Here is a 21,589-nt window from a genome sequence, read left to right as displayed (position 1 = left end):
AAACACCATGCGCTATGCATCGATCACCGAACGCCTCGCCGACCTCGGTTCGGGAAAATGGTCGCTGCACATCCGTGCGCGGCAACTGAAGGCGAGTGGTGCCGATATCATCGAGCTGACGATCGGCGAGCCGGACGTGCCGCCGGACCGCGCTCTGCTCGATGAATGCCAGCGTGCCATGAATGCCGGTCGCTATCGTTATTCCAACGGCCGCGGCGAGCATGCGGTCGTGGCGGCGCTCGTCGAGAAGTACCGCCGTCGCCGCGCCGATGTCACCACCGAAAACGTCATGTGCTTCCCGGGCACGCAGACGGCGCTCTTCGGCGTCATGCTGGGCCTGGTCGAGGCCGGCGATGCCGTTCTCGTCGGCGATCCGCTCTACGCCACCTATGAGGGCGTCATCCAGTCGACGGGCGCCCATCACGTGCTGGTGCCGCTGAAGCCGGAGTTTGGTTTTCACATGCAGGCCGCCGATATCGAGAAGGCGATCACGCCGGAATGCCGGGTGCTGCTGCTCAACACGCCGCACAATCCGACCGGGGCCGTACTGACCGCGGCTGAAATCGCCGAGATCGGCGAGGTCGCGCGCCGCCACGATCTCTGGATCGTCTGCGACGAGGTCTACGAGGAATTGGTGTTCGACGCCGTGTTTGCCTCTCCGTTCGACAATCCGGATCTGGCCGAGCGCACTATCGTCGTGTCGTCGATCTCCAAGTCGCATGCAGCGCCAGGCTTCCGCAGCGGCTGGGCCGTCGGGCCGGAGGAGTTTACCAATAGGCTTCTGCCGGTGTCGGAAACCATGCTGTTCGGCGTGCAGCCGTTCATTGCCGATATGACGGCTTACGCGCTGACGCATGACATCGATACGGCGCGGCGGATGCGCGAGACCTACAAGTCTCGCTCGCGCCGCATCGTCGAGGGCCTCGCCAATGCGCCAGGCATCCTGGTCTTGCCACCGGAGGCTGGCATGTTCACGCTGATCGACGTGTCGGCCACCGGCATGACCGGCGAAGCCTTCGCCTGGGCGCTTTTGGAGGAAGAGGGGGTCGCGGTGATGCCGGGATCCTCCTTCGGTGACGAGGCGCAGAACTTTCTGCGCGTCAGCCTGACCGTGCCCGACAAGGACATCGACGAGGCTTGCCGTCGCATCACCGTGCTTGCCGAGCGCGCCACACTGCGTCAGGAGCGCCGCGCATGACCACGAAAACAGTAGGCGAAGCCCTGGTCGATCTGCTCGAGGCCAATGGCGTCGAGGTGGTGTTCGGTATTCCGGGCGTTCATACGGTCGAGCTCTATCGCGGCCTGGCGGCATCGAAGATCCGCCACGTCACCCCCCGTCACGAGCAGGGCGCCGGCTTCATGGCCGATGGCTATGCCCGCGTCAGCGGCAAGCCGGGCGTCGCCCTTGTCATCACCGGACCGGGCTTGACCAACACCATCACCGCCATGGCGCAGGCCCGGCAGGATTCGATCCCGATGCTGGTAATTTCAGGCGTCAATCGTCGCGATTCGCTTGGGCACGGTCGCGGGCTGCTGCATGAGCTTCCCGACCAGCACGGCATGATCAAGACGCTGGCGCTCTATTCGCACACCTTGCTCAATCCCGACGACCTGCCTTTTGTCGTCGACCGGGCTTTCTCTGTGCTGCTGTCCGGCCGGCCAGGGCCGGTGCATATCGAGATCCCGACCGACGTCATGACGGCACGGATCGAGCCGAAGACGATCCGCTCGGCCGCCGCGACCCGTCCGCGCTCCGACAGCGAGACGCTACAACGCGCCGCGATCCTCTGCGCCGACGCGACCCGCCCGGTGATCATCTGCGGCGGCGGCGCTCTGACTGCCGAGGCGGAGGTCAGGGCACTTGCCGAGCAGATCGGCGCGCCCGTCGTCACGACGGTGAATGCGCGCGGCATGCTGGCCGGCAGCCCGCTGCGCGTTCCGGCAAGCCCCAGCCTCAAGGCGGTGCGATCGCTGCTCAAGGAGGCTGATCTCGTGCTGGCGCTTGGCACTGAGATGGGCCAGACCGACTACGACATGTATGCCGATGGCGGGTTCCCGGTGCTGCGCAACCTGATCCGTACCGACATCGATGCAGCACAGCTGGCCCGCGGTCCGCATGCCGCACTTTCGATCCTCTCCGGCGCCAAGACGGCGACGGCGAGCATTCTGGCTTTCCTGCCGGGACATGCGCCGAAGGATGGAGCGGCCCGCGCCGAGGTAGCGCGTAAGGCGGCGCTGAAGGAGCTGACGGCGAAGATGCGGGCCGAGATTGCCGTGATCGATGCGGTCTACAAGGCGCTGCCGGACTGCACCATCGTCGGTGACTCCACTCAGGCCGTCTACGCCGGCAACCTTTATTGCGACGCGCCGCGCCAGCGCAGCTGGTTCAACTCGGCGACGGGGTACGGGGCATTGGGCTACGCGCCGCCGGCAGCCGTCGGTGCTGCCGTGGCCGACCCGTCGCGGCCGGTCGTCTGCCTTGTCGGCGATGGTGGTTTCCAGTTTTCGCTTGCCGAGATTGGTTCTGCCGTCGATGTCCAAGCGCGGGTGATCTTCCTCGTCTGGAACAACGACGGCTATCAGGAGATCGAGTCCTACATGATCGATTCCGGTGTGACGCCGGAGGGTGTGAGGCCGTCTGCGCCGGACTTTATCCTCGCCGCCAAGGCCTATGGCATCGAGGCGGAAAGGCTGACGTCGGTCACTGACCTTTCGCGGGCACTTGCGGATGCCGTCGCGCGCAGCGGGCCGTCGCTGATCGAGATTCATCAGGTGAAAACCAGCGGCGCAACCGCGTAACCTGCAAATCATGTCACCGTTTGAGCGGCGCGAAATTTGACATTTCGCGCCCGCAATGGTGTTAAGAGCGCCTCGTGCTCGATTCCGGCCATGTTCTTCGGCTAGATTTGTTGCATTCCGGCTGAATTGAACTTTCAGGCGCCAAGCGCCGAGGAAGGGGCGGCGTCCCGAATGGACCCAGTGTGTGGTGGCAACAGAGGCAAGTTTGCCGGCCGGCTAATCGCCGTGCTGTGGCTCTTCTGTGCCTCGCTCGCCATGCAGCTGATCGTCGTCGGGCAGGGCTTCTCCTCGCGTCTTTCAGCCGAACAGCAGGCGGGCAATTTCTCCGCGCCTGACACCGTTCCTTCGGATCACCCCGCCGCGCGCCAGATTTCGCGCGCCACCCCGGTTTCGGATCTGCGCTTTACCGCCGAACGCAAGGATGGCAAATCCGCGACCGGCGACGGCGCGGTGCCGATGCTGCTTGCGTCGGTCCAGTTTCTTGCTTTCGAGCCGTCCGGCGAAGACCTCGCTTTCGGCCGTACGCCCTTCGCCGATGGTTTGTCGAACCGCGGCCCGCAAATCCGTGCGCCTCCGCGCGCCTCTGGTGATTGCTGATATTCGGGCACGATGATCGCTGCGATCGTGTTCATGCCCTTGATGAAACAAAGTCCTGATCACGCGGCTTTCGCCCGTACAGGCTCTCTTGGAACCACAACATGCGTACATCCAAATGGGCGATTTTCGCCTATGTCGTCGTTATCATCTTCGGATGCATAGCAGCGCTGCCAAACGTTCTCTCGCCGGCACAACGCGAGCAATTCGGCGCCTGGCTGCCGGTGAAGCCCGTTACCCTCGGCCTCGACCTGAAGGGCGGCTCTCACCTCGTCCTCGAGGTCGACGCCGCCGGCCTGCGCAAGGCGCGGCTTGAAACCCTGCTCGACGATACGCGCAGGGCGCTTCGCGGCGAGCGCATTCCCGCCTCGTCGGCGCGCATCAGCGGCGATGCCGTCACCGTCAAGATCGACGATCCGGCCGACCTCGAAAAGGCGCTGCCGAAGCTCAAGGAGCTCGCAGCCCCTGTCGGCACGCTCGGTTTCGGTGGTTCGGCCTCGGATATCGAAGTCACCGAGAACGGTGGCAACATTAGCCTGGCAATGACCGAAGCCGGCCTCAACGACCGGATGACCAAGGCGGTCGAACAGAGCCTCGAGATCATTCGCCGGCGCGTCGACACGGTCGGCGTCGCCGAGCCGTTGATCCAGCGCGTCGGTTCCAACCGTATTCTCGTCCAGCTTCCGGGCCTGCAGGATCCGACCGGGCTCCGCCAACTCCTGGGCTCGACCGCCCAGATGAGCTTCCACATGCTGGATCAGACCGTCGACGTGACGCAGCCGGCGCCCCGTGGCGTCGACATCCTGCCCGGTGCCAACGACGGCAACAGATATCCGGTCGAAAGCCGCATCGCCATTTCAGGCGAGCGTCTGGCCGATTCCAAGGCCGGCTTCGACCAGCGCACCAATGAGCCGATTGTCTCGTTCACCTTCGATTCGCTCGGCGCCCGGCAGTTCGCCGAAATCACCCGTGACAATGTCGGCCGGCCCTTCGCCATCGTGCTTGACGGCAAAGTCCTGACCGCGCCCGTCATCCGCGAACCGATCATCGGCGGTAACGGTCAGATCAGCGGTAATTTCACCGCACAGGAAGCAACCGTTCTTTCGGCACTGCTGCGCTCGGGCGCACTGCCCGCACCGTTGACCGTGATCGAAGAGCGTTCCGTTGGCCCGAACCTCGGCAGCGATTCCATCCGCATGGGCATCTTCACCGGCCTTGCCGGTTTCGGCCTCGTGGTTGCCCTCATGGTCGTGCTCTACGGCGCATGGGGCATGATCGCTAACGTCGGCTTGGTACTGCACACCATTCTGACGATCGGCGTGCTCGCAATGCTCGGCTCGACCCTTACGCTTCCCGGCATCGCCGGTATCATCCTCGGCATCGGCATGGCGGTGGACGCCAACATTCTCATCAATGCCCGTATTCGAGAAGAAACCGAGGGCGGCGCCGGCGCCATGAAGGCGCTCGATATCGGCTTCAACAAAGCCTATGCGACGATCATCGACTCCAACGTCACCACGCTTTCGGGCACCGTGCTGCTGTTTGCGTTCGGCTCCGGACCGGTCAAGGGCTTTGCGGTGACCATGATGCTCGGCATCGTCATCTCGATGTTCACGTCGGTGACCGTCGTGCGCCTGATGATGCGTGAAGTCGTCATCCGCCGGAAGATGAAGAAGCTCGAGATCCCCTCGCTCTTCGGACGTGTTCCGCATCTGCCGTCCTTCTCCTTCATGAAGGGCCGTTTCGTTGCCATCGGCATGTCCGCCTTCCTGTCGATCAGCTCGGTCGTGTTGTTCTTCACGCCCGGCCTCAACTACGGCATCGACTTCGTCGGCGGTATCCAGGTGGAAGCGACATCCAAGCAGAAGCTCGATCTGCCGGCGCTGCGCCATGGTCTGGAGTCGCTCAACATCGGTGAAGTCGCCCTTCAGGAATTCGGCCAGGACAAGTCGGTCCTGATCCGCGTTCAGCGCCAGCCCGGCGGTGAGCAGGAGCAGACGGTTGCCCTGAACAAGATCAAGGATGCAGCCGTTCAGACCATTCCCGACGTGACCTTCGAGCGGACGGAAGTCGTCGGCCCGACGATCAGCACGGAACTCGCGCGTTCGGGCTTCCTTGCCGTCGGTCTCGCGATGGTGGCGATCCTGTTCTACATCTGGTTCCGCTTCGAATGGCACTTCGCCGTCGGCGCGATCGCGGTCCTGCTGCTCGACATCACCAAGACGATCGGCTTCTTCGCGCTCACCGGCATCGACTTCAACCTGACGGCCATCGCCGCACTGCTGACGATGATCGGTTACTCCGTCAACGACAAGGTCGTGGTCTACGACCGCATGCGCGAGAACCTGCGCAAGTACAAGTCGATGCCGTTCTCCGACCTCATCGACATGAGCATCAACCAGGTGATCGCGCGATGCATCTTCACCTCGATGGCCACGGCGCTGTCACTGGTGCCGATGGCAATCTGGGGCGGCGATGCCGTCAAGAGCTTCGCCTGGCCGATGATCTTCGGTGTTATCGTCGCGACGACGTCGTCGATCTACATCGGCGGCCCGATCCTGCTCTTCCTCAATCGTTGGTGGAAGGATCGCGAAGCGACCCGCACCGGCACCGGAACCACGCAGCCGGGCGCACCGGCCGCCTGATATCAGGGCTGAGGTTATAAAATGTGAAGGGGCGGTCCTATGGGCCGCCCCTTTTTTGTCAGAAAGTGCTGTCTTTATCGCCCCCGTACCTTGCAGGTTGATTCGTCGCTTCCTAGATAGCGAGGGTCTCCGGTTTCGGATCGGGAGAACGGATATTGCATCCGGGACCCCTAAAATTTGATGGGTTGAGAAATATTTTTCGCGTCATCATGTTTTTAATTGACGGAATTGGTAGATTATTCTAGTTTGCAGCTCTGTGACGCGGGCGAGTCCGCCTCACAGTTGTTCATGAACCGCTCCGGCATTGCGATGCCGGACCAAGCCAAAGGAGTGTGACATGTCCGAAACCGTCTCGACCGCCGCCTTCTTCGGCACGCGTTCCCATTGTCGTGCAACAGTGAAGAAACGTCTCATTCGCCTCTGCCGAATGTGATCCTCGAACTCTCGAAATTCATCCTTTGCCGAAATTGAAATGTCCGCGCCTCCGGGTGTGGAAGGAGCGTTATTTGCATGAGCAAGCAGGTTATCGAATATGGCGGCGAAGCCGTCGGGGTCGTCGTCCCGGACGACGGCCGGTTCAAGTTCCTGGCAGTCAAGTACCATGTCTGGGATCTGGACGCTCAGCGGTTCCGGTCGGCTGACGAAGCACGCGCGGCAATTCGCCATCTGCTCGCGCGTCAGGCAGTGCCTGCCGAACGCCATGGCGATGCGGCCGCAGCATAATGTCTGGGGCGGCCGCCCCCTTATTCCGAGTATAATCCCAGACCAAGCTTTGCATTGATTCTGTGCCACAATTGTGTGTTTGCCGCACGATTCTTGTGCTATGCCAAAACAAGATTGCGTTTGCGCGGATGATTCCCGTTCTCAAGGGAACCGTAGGGAAAGCTTGCCGGAATGCTGACGAAGAAGGGAAAGTACGGATTGAAGGCTCTTGTCGACCTCGCTCGACTGGAGCCGGGAGAGACGGCTTTCATTACCGAAATCGCCCAGCGCAACAATATCCCGAAAAAATTCCTGGATACGATCCTGCTCGAACTGCGCAACGCCGGCATGCTGCGTTCGAAGAAGGGGCCAGGCGGCGGCTATTCGCTGTCGCGCCCGGCGGCGGAAATCCGCATCGGCCATGTCATCCGGACGCTTGACGGTCCGCTTGCGCCGATCCGCTGCGCCAGCCGCACGGCTTACGAGGTCTGCGAGGACTGCAATGATCCCGAGACCTGTCAGGTCCGTGTGTCGATGACGACCGTGCGCGACGCGGTTGCCGCGATCCTGGACTCCATGACGCTCGAAGAGTTTGCGGCCGACAAGTCGATGCCGCTCGAAGCGCCGGAAGAACAGCGCGTCGGCTGACGAAACCGTCGTCTTTGTGGGATTTCCTGCCGAAACTCGATGGCTTTGGCTTGGTTTGCCAAGAAAAAGCGCCTATCTGCCTGCAATGGGTCTGAGAAACGCCGCTTCTAACCGGCGCAAACGTCTTCGCGGGAATGGAAACATCATGGGTTTGAGACACGCATCAGCGGATGAGCGACGCGGTTCTGCCGCATTGGAGTCGGTCGGCAGGACGCTGACGACGGCGATGGCAGGCATCAAGGCGCTGGCCGATCATCTCGGTGCCGATACGGCGTTTGCGCAAAGCATGGTCGAAGCGATCGAACTCATTGGCGAAAGCCAGGGGCGCGTTGTCGTTTCCGGCGTCGGCAAGAGTGGCCATATCGGCCGCAAGATGGCGGCGACCATGGCATCAACAGGCACGTCCGCCTATTTTGTCCATCCGACCGAGGCGAGCCACGGCGATCTCGGCATGGTCACGTCGCAGGACGTGCTGATCCTGTTGTCCTGGTCGGGCGAAACGGCGGAACTCGCCAACATGCTCACCTATGCCAAGCGCTTCAAGGTGCCGGTCGTTTCGATTTCGTCCAACCGCGACAGCGTTCTCGCTCGCAACTCCGAAGTGCCGATCGTGCTGCCGAAGGTTCAGGAAGCCTGTCCGCATGGGCTGGCGCCGACGACGTCGGCGATGCTGCAGCTTGCGGTCGGCGACGCGCTTGCCATCGCCCTGCTCGAGCGCCGCGGTTTCTCCGCCGAAGATTTCAAGACCTTCCATCCCGGCGGCAAGCTCGGCGCTCAACTGCGTCTCGTGCGCGAACTGGCGCATGCCGGGGAACAGGTGCCGCTCTTGAGCGTCGGTCGCCCGATGAGCGAAGCCGTCATCGAGATGTCTTCCAAGGGCTTTGGTGTCGTCGGCATCGTCGACGAGGATGGCAAGCTGACCGGCGTCATCACCGACGGCGACCTCCGTCGCCACATGTCGGGCGATCTGCTTGCGCAGACCGTCGAGGCGGTCATGTCGCGTAACCCCCGTGTCATCAGGGGAGATGTTCTGGCAAGCGGTGCAATGGAGTTCATGCAGGATCACAAGGTGACCGTGCTGTTTCTCGTCGACGACGACGGGCTTCCCGTCGGCATCCTGCACATTCACGATCTGCTTCGCGCCGGCGTTGCCTGAGTTAAGCCGTCTTGGAATTTTTACGGCCAGCCTATGCCGATCGCGAGGCTGGCCGTTGTCTTTTCTGCGGCTTCCGGCGCGGTGGCGGATCGATGAACGCGCCGGGCTGGTTGACCGTGTTCTCGTGCAGGCGCTCGGCGATTGCCCGGGCGCCTGCGTCGGTTCCTGTTCTTGAATAGAGATTGCCCCGCACCTGGATCGAAGCCGCAAGCAGCCGGAACATGGCGCTGCTCACCTCGGCGTCGGGTGCTGTCGGCCTTTGCCAGAAATCCTCCAGCGGCTGCTGGTCCGTCAAACCGGCAATGTCGAACACAGCCGTGCCCAGCACCCTGACCGGGCGTCCCTGCTTTAGCGCGTGCAGACCGGCGGTCGAGTTGACCGTGACCATGCCGGCGCTGGCCTCTGCCAGCACATCGAGATTGCCGCCATCGAGATAGAACACGCGACCGGTCAGCCCGAGTTCCGCTGCCTTGTCGTCGATGAATTTGCGCCAGGCGATCAGATCGTTGTCGAGCGGATGAACCTTGAAGACCAGTCTGGTTGCCCTAGCCGCATCGGCTGCAAACGAGTGCATGACCTCGTCGATCGCGTCCTTCTGGCTGTGGAACGGCGAGTGGGCGCGCAGCTGGAAATCGGTTTCGAGCTGCAGCGGATAGACGAAAAAGGGCACGCGTTCCGAAAGCAGGATGCGGACCGTTTCCTCGGCCTCGGCACTGCGTCTTTTGCCGGTGAAAAGGCGGCGGATCCAGCCGGCATATTCGGCAAGTGGATGAAAGATCGCGTGACGGCGATAATGCGGAAAGAGGAACCACAGGAAGACGTTGGGCAGGTTGTAGAGAAGGTCGTAGCTGGCATCGGCGAGAAAGGTCTGGCTGTAGTGCTTGCGCCAATCCGGCTCCGGCAGGGTCTTCGCGGCTTCGACGATATGGGCGGCGTCGGCGGGAAAGTGGGAGTTCGACGACATGCCGTCGCGCTCGAGTGTTAGCCAGTCGGGTCGGAGATAGCCCATCTCGACGATGGCGATCGCGACCCCGGTCCGCCGGGCGACCGCAGTGGCAGCCTGATGATAGGGGCGCTCTTCGCCAAGCAGGATCATGTCGGTGACCTGGTGCAGGCCGATGAAGCGTGCCAGATAGTCCGGCCAATCCTCCGCTCTCCCGCGGTAGTTGGATGCGCCTTTGCGACGCCAGATGATCTCGTCGCCGACATTGAGGTTTATCCGCAGGCAGGTGTGGCCGTAGCTCTCAAGCCGATCGGCGATCTTGCGGAAGATCGGCGATGACGGGCCTTGCAGGAACAGGAAGACCCGTCGGCTTGGCCGATCGGCTGACACACGGGTGTTCAACGCTGCGTTTTCCATCGTCTCGCCGCCGCTAACGCAGCGTGTCCTTCTTGAGGTTGGCGTGGTTGAGCAGCGCCTCGATCAGATCCCAGGCAGCGACATCCCGTGGTTCGACCGGTCGATGATGCGTCGATTTCGCCTTGGAAAAAGGCACGATGAGATAATCCGTGCGTGGGTCGGGGAAGGGGTCTGCGAACGATTTCAGCAGCGGCGCATGATCGCCATAAAAGACGAACCAGACAGGCCGGTCGAGCCTGTCGAGCCGATCGGTCAGCTGCTTCAGTGCTGCGTCGGATTGCTCAAGGATCGCCAGATAGATGTCCACCGGGTTGGCAAGATCGCCAACGCGACCCGGTTCCCAAGGTCCGTGGTTTGCCATCGAGGCGACGAAAACGAAACCGCTCTTGTCTTCCGGCAGGTTCTCGCAGGCATCGATGACCCTGGCGGCGAGCTTCTCGTCGGAGACGTAAGGCCCGTCGCGCGCCGGCACGTGGTCGAATCCATCGAGCATCGTCAGCTCGGCAAAGCCGAGCTGCGGCATCGCCTTGTGGCGCAGGAAGAACGTGCGGTCGTAAGGATGCATGAAATGGGTGTGCCAGCCGGCGCGTTTCATCTTTCCCGGCCAGACGACGTCGGAATAGTGGGACGCGCGCAGATAAGGGTAGCTTGCATCCACGTGGATATCGTCGGGCACGAGCCCGCTGATGACGGCAAACTCGGTGCGCAGCGTATAGCCGCCTTCGAAGACGCTGCTGAGGCGTCCCCACTGGGCGGCCTGACGCCGCAACCGGTCGAGTGTCGGCATCTTCAGCGTGTCGACACCGAAATGGCGCATGTCGATGAAGGACTCCGACTGCCAGACGACGATGAGCGGCGAACCGTCGTCACCGATCAGGTCCTGGACGGCCGCCCGAACGATTTGTGAGAGTTCGGCGACGATCTTCTCCCGCTTGACGCCGAGCCAGATGATGAAGCGGAAGATCACCGACCCGAAGGTGCCGAAGCGCACCGTATTCATTTTGACGTCGAGCACTTTGACGAGCCTCTGAACGAGGGCCGCCGTGGGTCGGTTCACCGGGCCGTAGAACAGCAGGAGCCATGGGCCTGCGGCGACTGCCACCATCACCAGGATCCAGAAGGCCTTGCCGCTGTTGGGCAGAACAGACGGTTCGAAATAGAGGTAGAGCCCGGAAACGCCGAAGACATAGAGAAATGCAACGGTCCAGAACACGATGTTCAGCGAACTGGCATAGAAGATCGTCTTGTATTTGAAGACGTCGACGACGAGGGCGATGTCGGAAAAGATCAGCGGCTCGCGGATGAACTTGAACTTGGCCCTAGAAATCCCGGTGAAGATGATGAAGAAGCTCATCGTGCCGGCGGCGGCATAAAGTGGCCGCCAGGAGCCAGCGAAAAAGCCGGCGAACACCAGCGCGATGACCGGCAGGCGGGCAATAACATCGATGATGTCCTGCTTGCGGCCAAAGGGAGACGGGTTTTTCCGGCGTTCCCGTTTCGGCAGAGCGAAGCGGTCGGTGAAGAAGATCACCGCACAGGACAAGATGAAACAACAGATCGTCAGCGTTATCGGATAGTCGTGCAATTGAAAGGGGAGCAACGCCAAGCGGAAACCTTCATGCTTTCTTGCACACCGGCGCCGCCTCATGCAGCACGGCATCCGCCTGACACTTAGATCCTATCGCCGGCGCGCACAAGCGCCGTCACCTGCCGCCCTTTGATACTCCACCGCTACTGCGGGCGATTGCGCGGTCGAACCACCAGTTGAGGAGTGGTCTGACGGTGGGGCCGAACCGACCGAGAAGAAAAAGCGTCATTCCAAAATAGACTTCGAACCGTCCGCGCTCGATGCCGTAGACGATCTTGCGGGCAACTGCTTCCGCCGGCCAGGGGCTGACCGTACCCATGACGGCGGCGGCTTCAGGGGGACGGAAGGCAAGCTCGCGCTGGAACTGCGGCGTCTGGGTGTCCGGCGGGAAGCAGATCGAGACGTCTATCCCATGCGCGCGCGCCTCGGAGCGGAGTGCCTGGGCAAAGCCGTGCAGTGCGAACTTCGAGGCGCAATAGGCCGAATAGCCATAGATGCCGAGAAGGCCGGCACCGGAGGAGATCATCATGATCTTTCCGTGCCCACGCTGCTTCATGCCGGCGTAGACGGCGCGAACCGCATGGACGGTACCGGAAAAATTCGTTTCCATCTGACGCCGGAAGGCGGCGCTGCCGAGTTCGTCGAACCGGCCCGGCTCGACGACGCCGGCAGAGGTCACCAGGATGTCGCAGGGCCCGAATGCCGCTTCGCAGCGATGGATGGCGGCGATGATTTCCTCTTCCCGCGCGACATCCGCCGTCTCGATCCGGATGTCGCCGGCTGTTGCCGACTTGGAGGAGAGTTCATCCTGGGCACGCTTCAGGATCTCGGCCGAACGGGCGATCAGCGAAAGGCGCGCGCCACGACCCGCATAGATCGATGCGATCGCCAGCCCTATGCCGCTCGAGCCGCCGGTGATGATCACATGGGTCATGCTGGTTTCCGCCTGCGGCATCCGGCCCGTGAAGGGCGCCTGCACGTCATCCTCAGCGCGCCGAGAGCGCCTTCATCATCTGATCGATATCGATGCCGCCGAGGCCGAAGTTGCGTTCGGTCAGGTCCTTCAGGCGTTCCGCCGTCAGGGCCACCGTCTTGCGGATCTGCTCTTCGGTATGGTCGCTGGTGATGAAGAAGCGCAACCGCGCCAGTCCTTCGGGAACGGCGGGGTGGATGATCGGCAGCGCATTGACGCCGGCCGCAAGCAGATCGTTGGACAGCTGAACCGCGCGCAGGGAATCCCCGACCAGCACCGGCACAACCGAAAAGCCGCTGCTGAGGCCGGTGTCCAGACCCGCTTCCTTGGCAAGCTTGAGGAAGAGCGCGCCATTGCGCCGGAGGGCGGCAGTGCGCGACGGCTCGCGCGCAAGCACGTCGAGGCTGGCGGCCGCCGAGGCGGCCAGAACCGGCGCCAGGCCGACGCTGTAGACGAAGCCGCCGGCAGAGGCCTTGAGCACGGCAACAAGCGCCTCGCTGCCGGCAATGTAGCCGCCGCAGCTGGACGTCGTCTTCGAAAGCGTTCCCATCCAGATGTCGATCTCATGCGGATCGACGCCGAAGTGCTCGGCAAGACCACGACCATGCTTGCCGACGACCCCCAAGGAATGGGCCTCGTCGACCATCAGCCAGAAGCCGTATTCGGCCTTGAGCTTCAGGAGGGCCGGCAGGTCGGCGATGTCGCCGTCCATCGAGTAGATGCCCTCGACGATGACAAGGATACGACGATAGTCGCCCGAGACCGTGCGCAGCACGTGTTCCAGGTCGCTCGCGTCATTGTGCTTGAACAGCCGGCGCGTGGCGCCGGAGAGCTTGATGCCCGCAAGCGCGCTATTGTGAATGAACTCGTCGTGGACAACCAGATCCTTCGGGCCCATCAGGCAGCTGATGGCCGCGACATTGGTGAGATAGCCACTGACGAAGCAGACCGCGGCATCGACGCCGTAGAAGCGCGCGATCTTTTCTTCGAGCTCCACATGAACAGGGCGCTCGCCAGCGACAAGCCGGCTGGCAGAAGCCGAGATCCCGAAGGCGTCGACGGTTTCCTTTGCCCTTGCCAGCACTTCCGCGTGCCGGTTGAGGCCGAGATAATCATAGGAGGCGAAGTTGATCAGCTTGCGCCCGTCGATGACGGTGGTGGCGCCGGCTGCGGTCTGATGCGCGCGGTAGAACGGATTGGCGATCCCCAGCTGTTCGCTGGCAAACTTCTGGGTCAGAACCTGCTTGTACTCCGGCAGGTCCTCGAAACGGGCCTGTTGCCGGCGGGCCGGCGGCGGCATCTCCCGCTCCGAACGCGCCATGCGGTTGCGCTCGGAGGATTGATGCGTGTTTCTCATCCGGTCCAGCAGGTTCTCCTTGAGGCTGCTGGTCATCTTGGATGAGCCGGGACCATTTCCGTTCGTGCTCATTGGCTCTGTGCTTTTTCCTTTGCCGTGCCGACATGCCGTTGCGCCAGTTCTGTGACCAACTTGTCGTCCGCACCGTCGCTCTCTTCGCCCTGGTCGCGCTTGCTGACCTTGTCATAGAGCTTGCGGGCGACGTCGCCAACCGTCGTGTTGTCTGCGACACCACTGAGCGGCATGTCGAAACCGGTATTCTGCTGGAAGCTCATGCCGAGTTCCACGGCCATCAGGCTGTCGAGGCCGATTTCCTTCAGGACCTTGCTGCGCGTGACCGTATCCTTCGAGACCCGAAGGATGGCGGCAATTTCGCCTGCGACCAGTTCGAAGAGAATATCCTCGGCTTCCTGCGCCGACTTGCCCTCGATCATCGCGACGAGGTCCATCTTGGTGCCTTCGCCGCCGGACGAATGCTGATCGGCGCTACGCAGGATGACTTCGAAGAGCGCGTTGCGCGCGACCGGCAAGTTGCGGGCGGCCGACCAATCGATCTCCGATATCATCACGACGGCGGCGTCGACTGTGCCGGGATCGCTGGCGAGATGGCTCTCGACCATGTCCAGCGCCGTCTGCGCCTTCAGTGCCGTCTTGCCGATGCGCTTGGCCAGCAGATCGTTGACGTCGGTGTTCTGCACGAGATAGCCCTTGTCGGCGATCGCGCCGAAACCGACCGCCAAACCGGCAAGACCTTCCGCGCGCCGGGCGCGGGCAAGACCTTCGAGGTAGCCGTTGGCCGCAACGTAGTTTGCCTGGCCGGGATTGCCCACCAGCGTCGTTGCCGACGAGAACAGGATGAAGTTGTCGAGCGCATCGTTGCGGGTCAGCTGATCGAGAACAGCGGCACCCTTTGCCTTCGTGTCGATAACCGGCCGGTTGCGCTCGCGATTGAGATTGCTGATCAGCGCGTCATCCAGCACCATCGCTGCATGAACGATGGAGCGTAGCGGTGCGATGGCTCGCAATTCGGTGAGCAGGAGATCCGCAGCGGTTGCATCGGTGATATCGCAGGCGTGAACCGTGGCCGAAATGCCGGCCTTGGCCCAAAGCTCGATCATCGCCGTCGTTTCCGCGTCGGCAAGGCCGCGCCGCGAGCAGAGCGCGATCGTCTTGGCGCCCTTTTCCGCAAGCCAGTTGGCGGCGGCCAGGCCGAAGCCACCGATGCCACCGACGACCAGGTGCATGCCTTCGGGGTCGACCTTGACGCCACCGTGCGGCCGGGTCGCGACCTGGTGTTTGCCGGCCACCGGCGGCAGCACGACGATCTTGCCGATGTGACCCGCGTTCTGCATCAGGCGGAACGCATTGCCGATCTCGTCGAAATCGAAAGCACGGTACGGCAGCGGCGTAAGCTTGCCGTCCTCGAACAGGGCGCCGATCTCGGTGAAGATGCGCTTGGTCAGGGCCGGCGCGTTGACCAGCAACTGGTCCGCGTCGATGCCGAAGTAGCTGACATTGCGGCGGAACGGCCTGAGGCCGATCTTGCTGTCTGCGTAGTAGTCACGCTTGCCGAGTTCGAGGAAGCGGCCGAACGGTTTGACCAGTGCCAGGCTCTGCTCCATCGCCTCGGCGAAGAGTGAGTTCAGCACGAGGTCGACGCCCTCTCCATCAGTCACGGCGCGCACGTCGTTGACGAAACCGAGCGAGCGCGAATCGAACACATGATCGGCACCGAGCATCGAAAGGAAGCGGCGCTTCTCGCGGGTGCCGGCCGTGGCGATGACTTTCGCGCCCTTGAGCTTGGCAACCTGCAGCGCTGCGAGGCCGACCCCGCCGGCCGCACCATGGATGAGGATCGTTTCACCGGCCTGGATGCGGCCGAGCTCGACCATGGCGTAGTAGGCCGTGAGGAACGCAACAGGCACGGTGGCCGCGGCAACCGGGCTGACCGATTGCGGCAGCCTGGCGACGCCGGCGCGCGAAACGACGGCATGGGTGGAGAAGGCCGCAGACGCGATCGCCATGACCGCATCGCCGACCGAAAGGTCGTCCACGCCTTGACCGACGGCAACCACGTGACCGGACAGTTCCATGCCGATCGTCGCACCGGCAAAGCCGTCCTCGAGGGCTTCTTCAGGCAGAAGACCCATCGCCCACATCACGTCGCGGAAGTTGAGGCCGGTGGCCGCAACCTTGACGACGACGTCGCCGGGGCCCGCGGACGGCACGTTGCTTTCTTCCCAAACGATGCTGCCGACCTGAGAGGCGACACGCTGGCGGATGGTGGCGGCCTCGAAGGAGGCCGTCGAGCCATGGGCGTTGTCGGTCGGACCGGGAACCGCACGGATTTCCGAAAGCGATCCGTTCGGTCCTTCCAGCAGCCATTCGCGATTGCTGCCGGAAACGGTGAGCAATGGAAGCGATGCGGCAATCTGCTCGTCAGACGTCGAGGCGTCTGCGGCCAGATCCAGAGCATGAACGTCCAGGAACTCATATTCGTTCTGCAGCACCCGGGCGAAAGCCCAAAGGCCGGCATTGGTGCCGGAGCTTGCGGCCGTCGTGCCTGAGACACGGCTGGCGACCGGCGCCCCGCCAGGCGCGACAAGAACGAGCCTCGGACGTGCGTCGCCACTTGGATCGGTATCGCCGACATGCCGCCGCAATACTTCGGCTACGGCGCTAAACGCCAGAACCTGGTTTTGCAGCGAGGCAGAATCGTCCGTCCGGCTCTTCGGCGCAGGCGACGAAAGGAAGACGGCGCGAACGGGGCGATCGCGGAAGGCCTCAAGTGCATCGCGAAGCAAGGCCGCATCCGTCGCCGCATCACCCGTCAGGTCGACGGGGATGGCGCCGGTGGACGACTGCTTTGTCTTGGGCGCGCCGATCTGCAACAGAAGGTAGGAGCCCGCCGCTGAGGCAGCAGCATTCGCACCGGTCTCGACAGCCGCCGGCGCTTCCACGCCGCGTGCTTCAAGAACGATGACATTGCCGGACGCGCATTCACGGTCGGTGACGTCAATCTCGCGAAGATCGAGGTCGGCCAGACATTTCTGCCAGTGAGGAACGGCGGCGAGGTTGCCGATCGGGAACTCGGCCGCCTGGCTGCGGGCAAACCAGCCATCCGACAGTCCAAGCGCAAAATCGTTGAAAAGGGATGGCGCGCCGACGCCAGCGACGAGACCACCCGTCCGGCGCAGCGTCGAGCGGAGTGCCGTGCGTACATCGATGTCGTCTTCGATCAGGCCGTAGAGCCGGTCGGAGGCACTGATGGCGAGATCGAACGGCGCCTGTGTCGCAAGCTCACCCTTCTTGAGAATGCGCACATGGGCATCGTTTTCGAAGGCGAGTTCAAGGCCGCGTTGGGCATTGTCACGCGGCTCGACCACACCGAGGCTCGCGCCGTGTTTGGCTGCAAGCGTCGCGATGCGGCGCGTGAACCCGGCAGACACGCTGCCAAGCTCGAGAACGCGCAGACGTGTTCCCGTCGGCTGCGCCCGTAGCGCGCTTTCGACCGCATCAAGCACGAGCGCCATACGCTGGCGGCTTACTTCAGAATGCACGGCCTGATGATCGAGCGTCGCATCGCTGATGAAGCCGGCATTGGCAACGATTTCGGCATCGCCACCGGCTGGGGCCGCCAGCAGGACGTCGAGGCGTGCGAGCGCTTCCGCATAGGCGTTGTTGATCAGCACCGCCTCGACGGCACGATCAGGACGTTCGCCATAGAGTTCGCGCAGGATTTCTGGAACGCTCGGCAGGCTGAATTCCTGGGCGACGACCCAGACTCCATCCTTGTGCTCGCAGAGGCCGGCATCCTCAAGCACGTAAAGGCAGCTCGCCAGGAAACACTGGAAGGCGAAATCACCGGGCAGGCTATCGCTGCGCACGATCGATCGGCCCTTGCCGAGCTTCAGCGCAATCTCCTGGCAGGCGCGGTAGATCGCCGCGTTGAACAGCAACGTCGTGTTGTCGACGCCGGCATCGGCCGCCGTCTTGACGCCGAGGGTTACCGGCGTGCGGACGTCGGCCTCAACTGTCGGCAGGAACGTTTCGGAAAGGACTGTTTCGTAGTGGAAAGAGAGAGCGTCCAGCGCCTTGTGCTTGCGCAGATAGGTGCGTCGGAAACGGCAATCCTCGAAATGAGCGATCGGGTCGCCCGACTTGTCGAAGAAATGGAACTTGGCCTTGATCGAATTGGCGCTGACACGTTCGATCTCGATCGTGGCGCGCGCGATCGGCTTGCCGGCATTGACGACGCGCACGGAACCGAAGCGCACCGGAATATAGGGTGCGCCGCTCTTGTCGCCGGTGAAGCGGTCAAAAAGCGCGACGAGGCCGTGGAACGTGGCGTCGACCGAGATCGGATTGAGGGCATAGGTGACGAGCGGATGTCCCGGTTTGTCCGGGCTCTTCAGCTCGACGTCGACGATCCGGTCGTTATAGGCAACCGCCTTTGCCAGCAGCTGGAAACGCGGACCGTAGTCGAGGCCGAATTGCCGTGCGGTATCATAAGCCTTGGCCGGAGCGACGGTTGCCGTCTTCTGCATGCCGGCAAAGGAAGGCAACGCGCGTTCTTCACTCGGCAACGGCTTGCGGGACCGGGCGACCGCATGAACGGCCCAGTCGTCTTCGGACAGGCGCTCGCGCGAGCGGATCTCGATATCGCCGGTTTCCGGCGACAGGATGGTCGACAGTTCCATGATGCGGCTGTCGCTGAGCTCCAGCGGCCGGACGATTTCCAGATTGGTGATCTCGACTTCGTCTGTCCCGTAAAACTGCTGTGCCGCTGCGACGGCAATCTCGATGAAGCCGCTGCCCGGCAGGATAGCCTTGCCATCGACAACGTGCTCGGCCAGATCCGGGAAGAGGGGCGCATCGATGTGGTTCTTCCAGCTGCCGCTGTTCGGGTCGCTGCGCCATCCGATCAGGCGATAGGGTTTGGCGGTGCGGCCAAAGAGATCCGTGGCGTCGGTCGTGGCCGCCGGTCGCAATTCGACCGGCTCGAACGGCAGGCTCGGCAGCGAAATCGCCGCATTGCGCTTGCCGAATACGCGCGCGGTGTCGACGATTGCGCCGTGGGCGACAGCACGCGCCATAGCGGCCGAGATCGGATCCTGACCGGTCTCTCCGACATCTCGAAGCAGCGTCGGCACGACCATGCCTGGTGCCGCCGCCTGCTTGATCGTCTCCTTGACGTAAGAGGACAGGATCGGGCGCGGAGAAATCTCGATGAAGAGCCGGCAGCCGAGCTCGATCGCCGCCTCTGCCGCCGCCTGGAAGCGAACCGGCTCACGAACATTCTTCCACCAGTAGTCGGGGTCGAGTTGCGTGCCATCAAGGGCAGCACCCGTAACCGTCGATAGGTAGGTAACGTCCGCACGACGGGGCGCGATATCGGGAATATCCGACAGGAATGCGTCCTTGGCCCGGTCGATGATCGGGTGGTGGAAGGGATAGTTGATGTCGAGGATCTGAGCAGGGATCTTCGCCTTGCGTGCCGCGTCGCGGAAGGCGGAAATCTCATGGGCCGGGCCCGAGATCGTCACCGAATTGTGGGCGTTGACGGCAGCGACGCAAAGCTCATCGAGGCCGTGCGCCTCGGCGAAGGCGCGCGCGGCGTCTTCGCCCAGCATCACGGCGGCCATCGTGCCGTGGCCCGCGAGCAGATCCTGGTGCAGCGACCGCTTTGCAACGATCGAGACGGCGTCGACCATCGACAGCGCGCCGGCTGCATAAGCAGCGGCGATCTCGCCGACCGAATGACCGAACACGGCGACTGGCTTGACGCCCATGGCGACAAGCGAATCGGAAAGAGCTGCCTGGACGGCAAAAAGCAACGGCTGGGCGATCTTCGTGTCGGACAGCTTCTTGTCGAGGTCAGGATCGGTCAGAAGCTCGATGAGCGAGATGTCCGAATGGAACTTGAAGAGCGCGCTGACAGATGTGAAACACTGGCGGAAATGCAGGTTCTCACGGAACGCTTCGACGCCCATGCCGGCCCATTGCGAACCGTTGCCCGAAAAGACGAAGGCGACCTTGGCATCTCTGGTGACGGCTTCGCCGACTTCGCCGATATCGGAGCCCGGCTTTTCCACATGGCTTGCGATCGCACGGACGATATCTTCGGGATGATCGCTGCGGGCCGCGAACCGATAGCGCATATGGGTGCGGTTGGCGCCCGACGCTGCGACCATCGAGCGGATTTCGCCCTTGGAAGCGTTGGCAAAACGCGTCTTGTAGTCCTTCAGCAGTGCTTCGAGGCTCGACGCGGTATGGGCGCTTGCAAGGAAGACGTGACCGGACGACGGCGGATTGTTGATCTTGTCTTCGGAAACGGGCTCCGGATCGCTGATGACCACGTGGGCATTGGCGCCGCCGAAGCCGAAGGAGTTGATGCCGGCAAGCCGCGCACGCTTGCCGCGCAGCAGTTCGATCGGGCTTGCCGTGACGCGCACGTTCAGGCCATCGAAATCGATATGTTCGTTCGGCGTGTCGAAGTGCAGCGACGCCGGCAGGTAGTTGTTTTCGAGCGCCAGGATCGCCTTCATCATGCCGAAAAGGCCGGAGGCAGGCTCCGTGTGGCCGATGTTCGACTTGATCGAGCCGATCGGAACCGGTGCCCGGCGATTGGCGCCGATGACCGTGCCGATGGACCAGACTTCCGCTGGGTCGCCGACCTTGGTGCCGGTGCCGTGGCCCTCGACGAAAGCCACCTGATTGGCATCGATGCCGTTGCCTTCGTAGATCGCCCGCAGCAGATTTGCCTGGGCTTCGCGCGAGGGCAGGGAGATGCCGTTCGTGCGGCCGGCCGAATTGACGCCAGTCGCAACGATCCGGGCATAGCTCCGGTCTTTTTCGCGGCGCGCCCGGTCCGAGCGGCGCAGCACGAACACGACGCCACCTTCGGCGCGCACATAGCCCGCGCCATCGTTGTCATAGGCGCGGCAGAGCCCTTCAGGCGACAGCATGCGCGCCTGCGCAAAGCCGACGAACGGCAGCGGATGGGCGAGAATATTGACGCCGCCGACGATCGCCGTGTCGATTTCGCCGGCGTTCAGTGCGCGCATCGCCTGATCGAGCGCGACGAGCGAGGACGAACAAGCCGTATCGACCGTCATGCTCGGACCGCTCAGCCCGAAGATGTGCGAAATGCGGTTGGAGACGATCGACAGGGTGTTGCCGGTCATGAAATACGGGCCGGCCGCCGCCGGGTCCTCAACCGTCAGGTTGGCGTGGTCGAGGCTCGATGCGCCGATGTAGACGCCGACATTCTCGCCGTGCAGCGACGTCGTCGAGATATTGGCGTCCTCGAGCGCGCGCCAGGCGAGCTGCAAGAGCACGCGCTGCTGCGGATCCATATACATGGCTTCGCGCTGCGACATGCCGAAGACGGCCGGGTCGAAGTCATAGAGCTGATCCAGCACGCCCGCGGCGAAGGAATAGGTCTTGCCCTGCGTGCCCATGACCGGGTGCCAGAAACGCGCAACGTCCCAGCGATCGGACGGGATGCTGGTGACTGTGCACTTGCCCTGACGAAGAAGTTTGAACAACGCCGAAGGCGATTCTGCTCCAGGGGCGAGGCATGCACGCCCAATAATTTCAACAGCCATATATGATCGAACGCTCTAAACTGACGTTAAAGTTGCATCTGCGATTGCGCTTCCAAGCGGAAAACGCAACTGCCAATCATTCCGCCCCAGGGTTATCCCCACGTATATTCGTTCCGCCTCATTAGTCAGCTTTTAACTTAAAGTACCTAGCTTTCAA

12 protein-coding genes are annotated in these 21,589 nt (G+C 62.8%); 7 read left to right on the top strand and 5 right to left on the bottom strand.

Annotated elements, in window-relative coordinates:
* The first annotated feature begins 7 nt into the window (after positions 1-7).
* The 7 genes from ASD00_RS00380 (at position 8) to ASD00_RS00350 (ending at position 8,544) form a co-directional block, all read left to right on the top strand.
* Positions 8-1,198 (top strand): pyridoxal phosphate-dependent aminotransferase, encoded by a 1,191-nt coding sequence (locus tag ASD00_RS00380; RefSeq protein ID WP_025425856.1) that lies wholly within the window; start codon positions 8-10, stop codon positions 1,196-1,198.
* Entirely contained in the window at positions 1,195-2,799 is a 1,605-nt protein-coding gene (locus tag ASD00_RS00375) for a 5-guanidino-2-oxopentanoate decarboxylase (RefSeq protein ID WP_057204248.1), read from the top strand. Before ASD00_RS00380 ends, ASD00_RS00375 begins: the two co-directional genes overlap by 4 nt.
* Before the next feature lie 171 nt (positions 2,800-2,970).
* Positions 2,971-3,396, top strand: a complete 426-nt coding sequence (locus ASD00_RS00370; protein WP_025425858.1) for a hypothetical protein — start codon at positions 2,971-2,973, stop codon at positions 3,394-3,396.
* A 101-nt stretch (positions 3,397-3,497) separates the two neighbouring features.
* Positions 3,498-6,038, top strand: a complete 2,541-nt coding sequence (gene secD, locus ASD00_RS00365) for a protein translocase subunit SecD (RefSeq protein ID WP_057204246.1) — start codon at positions 3,498-3,500, stop codon at positions 6,036-6,038.
* Positions 6,039-6,548: 510 nt separating this feature from the next.
* Positions 6,549-6,761, top strand: a complete 213-nt coding sequence (locus ASD00_RS00360) for a hypothetical protein (RefSeq protein WP_025425860.1) — start codon at positions 6,549-6,551, stop codon at positions 6,759-6,761.
* Positions 6,762-6,932: 171 nt separating this feature from the next.
* Positions 6,933-7,388: an Rrf2 family transcriptional regulator gene (locus ASD00_RS00355; protein WP_025425861.1), complete on the top strand. Its 456-nt coding sequence runs from the start codon at positions 6,933-6,935 to the stop codon at positions 7,386-7,388.
* Positions 7,389-7,533: 145 nt separating this feature from the next.
* The gene (locus ASD00_RS00350) at positions 7,534-8,544 is read left to right on the top strand and encodes a KpsF/GutQ family sugar-phosphate isomerase (protein WP_038575867.1); all 1,011 of its coding nucleotides are present in this window, start codon (positions 7,534-7,536) and stop codon (positions 8,542-8,544) included.
* Between the two features lie 31 nt (positions 8,545-8,575).
* Here the strand turns inward: ASD00_RS00350 and ASD00_RS00345 are convergent, their stop codons facing one another.
* The 5 genes from ASD00_RS00345 to ASD00_RS00325 are packed head-to-tail and all read right to left on the bottom strand — an operon-like array spanning position 8,576 to position 21,432.
* A complete protein-coding gene (locus ASD00_RS00345; RefSeq protein ID WP_244495990.1) occupies positions 8,576-9,877 on the bottom strand; it encodes a capsule biosynthesis protein in 1,302 nt (433 codons plus the stop codon).
* A gap of 40 nt (positions 9,878-9,917) precedes the next feature.
* The gene (locus ASD00_RS00340; RefSeq protein ID WP_038575873.1) at positions 9,918-11,552 is read right to left on the bottom strand and encodes an LTA synthase family protein; all 1,635 of its coding nucleotides are present in this window, start codon (positions 11,550-11,552) and stop codon (positions 9,918-9,920) included.
* A gap of 55 nt (positions 11,553-11,607) precedes the next feature.
* A complete protein-coding gene (locus tag ASD00_RS00335) occupies positions 11,608-12,426 on the bottom strand; it encodes an SDR family oxidoreductase (protein WP_025425865.1) in 819 nt (272 codons plus the stop codon).
* 52 nt (positions 12,427-12,478) lie between these two features.
* Positions 12,479-13,894 carry an aminotransferase class I/II-fold pyridoxal phosphate-dependent enzyme gene (locus ASD00_RS00330; RefSeq protein WP_057204242.1) on the bottom strand — a complete coding sequence of 472 codons (1,416 nt, stop codon included), beginning with the start codon at positions 13,892-13,894 and terminating at the stop codon, positions 12,479-12,481.
* Positions 13,891-21,432, bottom strand: coding sequence for a type I polyketide synthase (locus ASD00_RS00325; RefSeq protein ID WP_057204238.1), 7,542 nt, complete (start codon positions 21,430-21,432; stop codon positions 13,891-13,893). Before ASD00_RS00325 ends, ASD00_RS00330 begins: the two co-directional genes overlap by 4 nt.
* Positions 21,433-21,589 lie beyond the last annotated feature (157 nt).

Source organism: Ensifer sp. Root31 (genome assembly GCF_001424825.1).
Taxonomy (GTDB): Bacteria; Pseudomonadota; Alphaproteobacteria; order Rhizobiales; family Rhizobiaceae; genus Ensifer; species Ensifer canadensis.
This window is presented reverse-complemented; position numbering and strand designations above follow the sequence as displayed.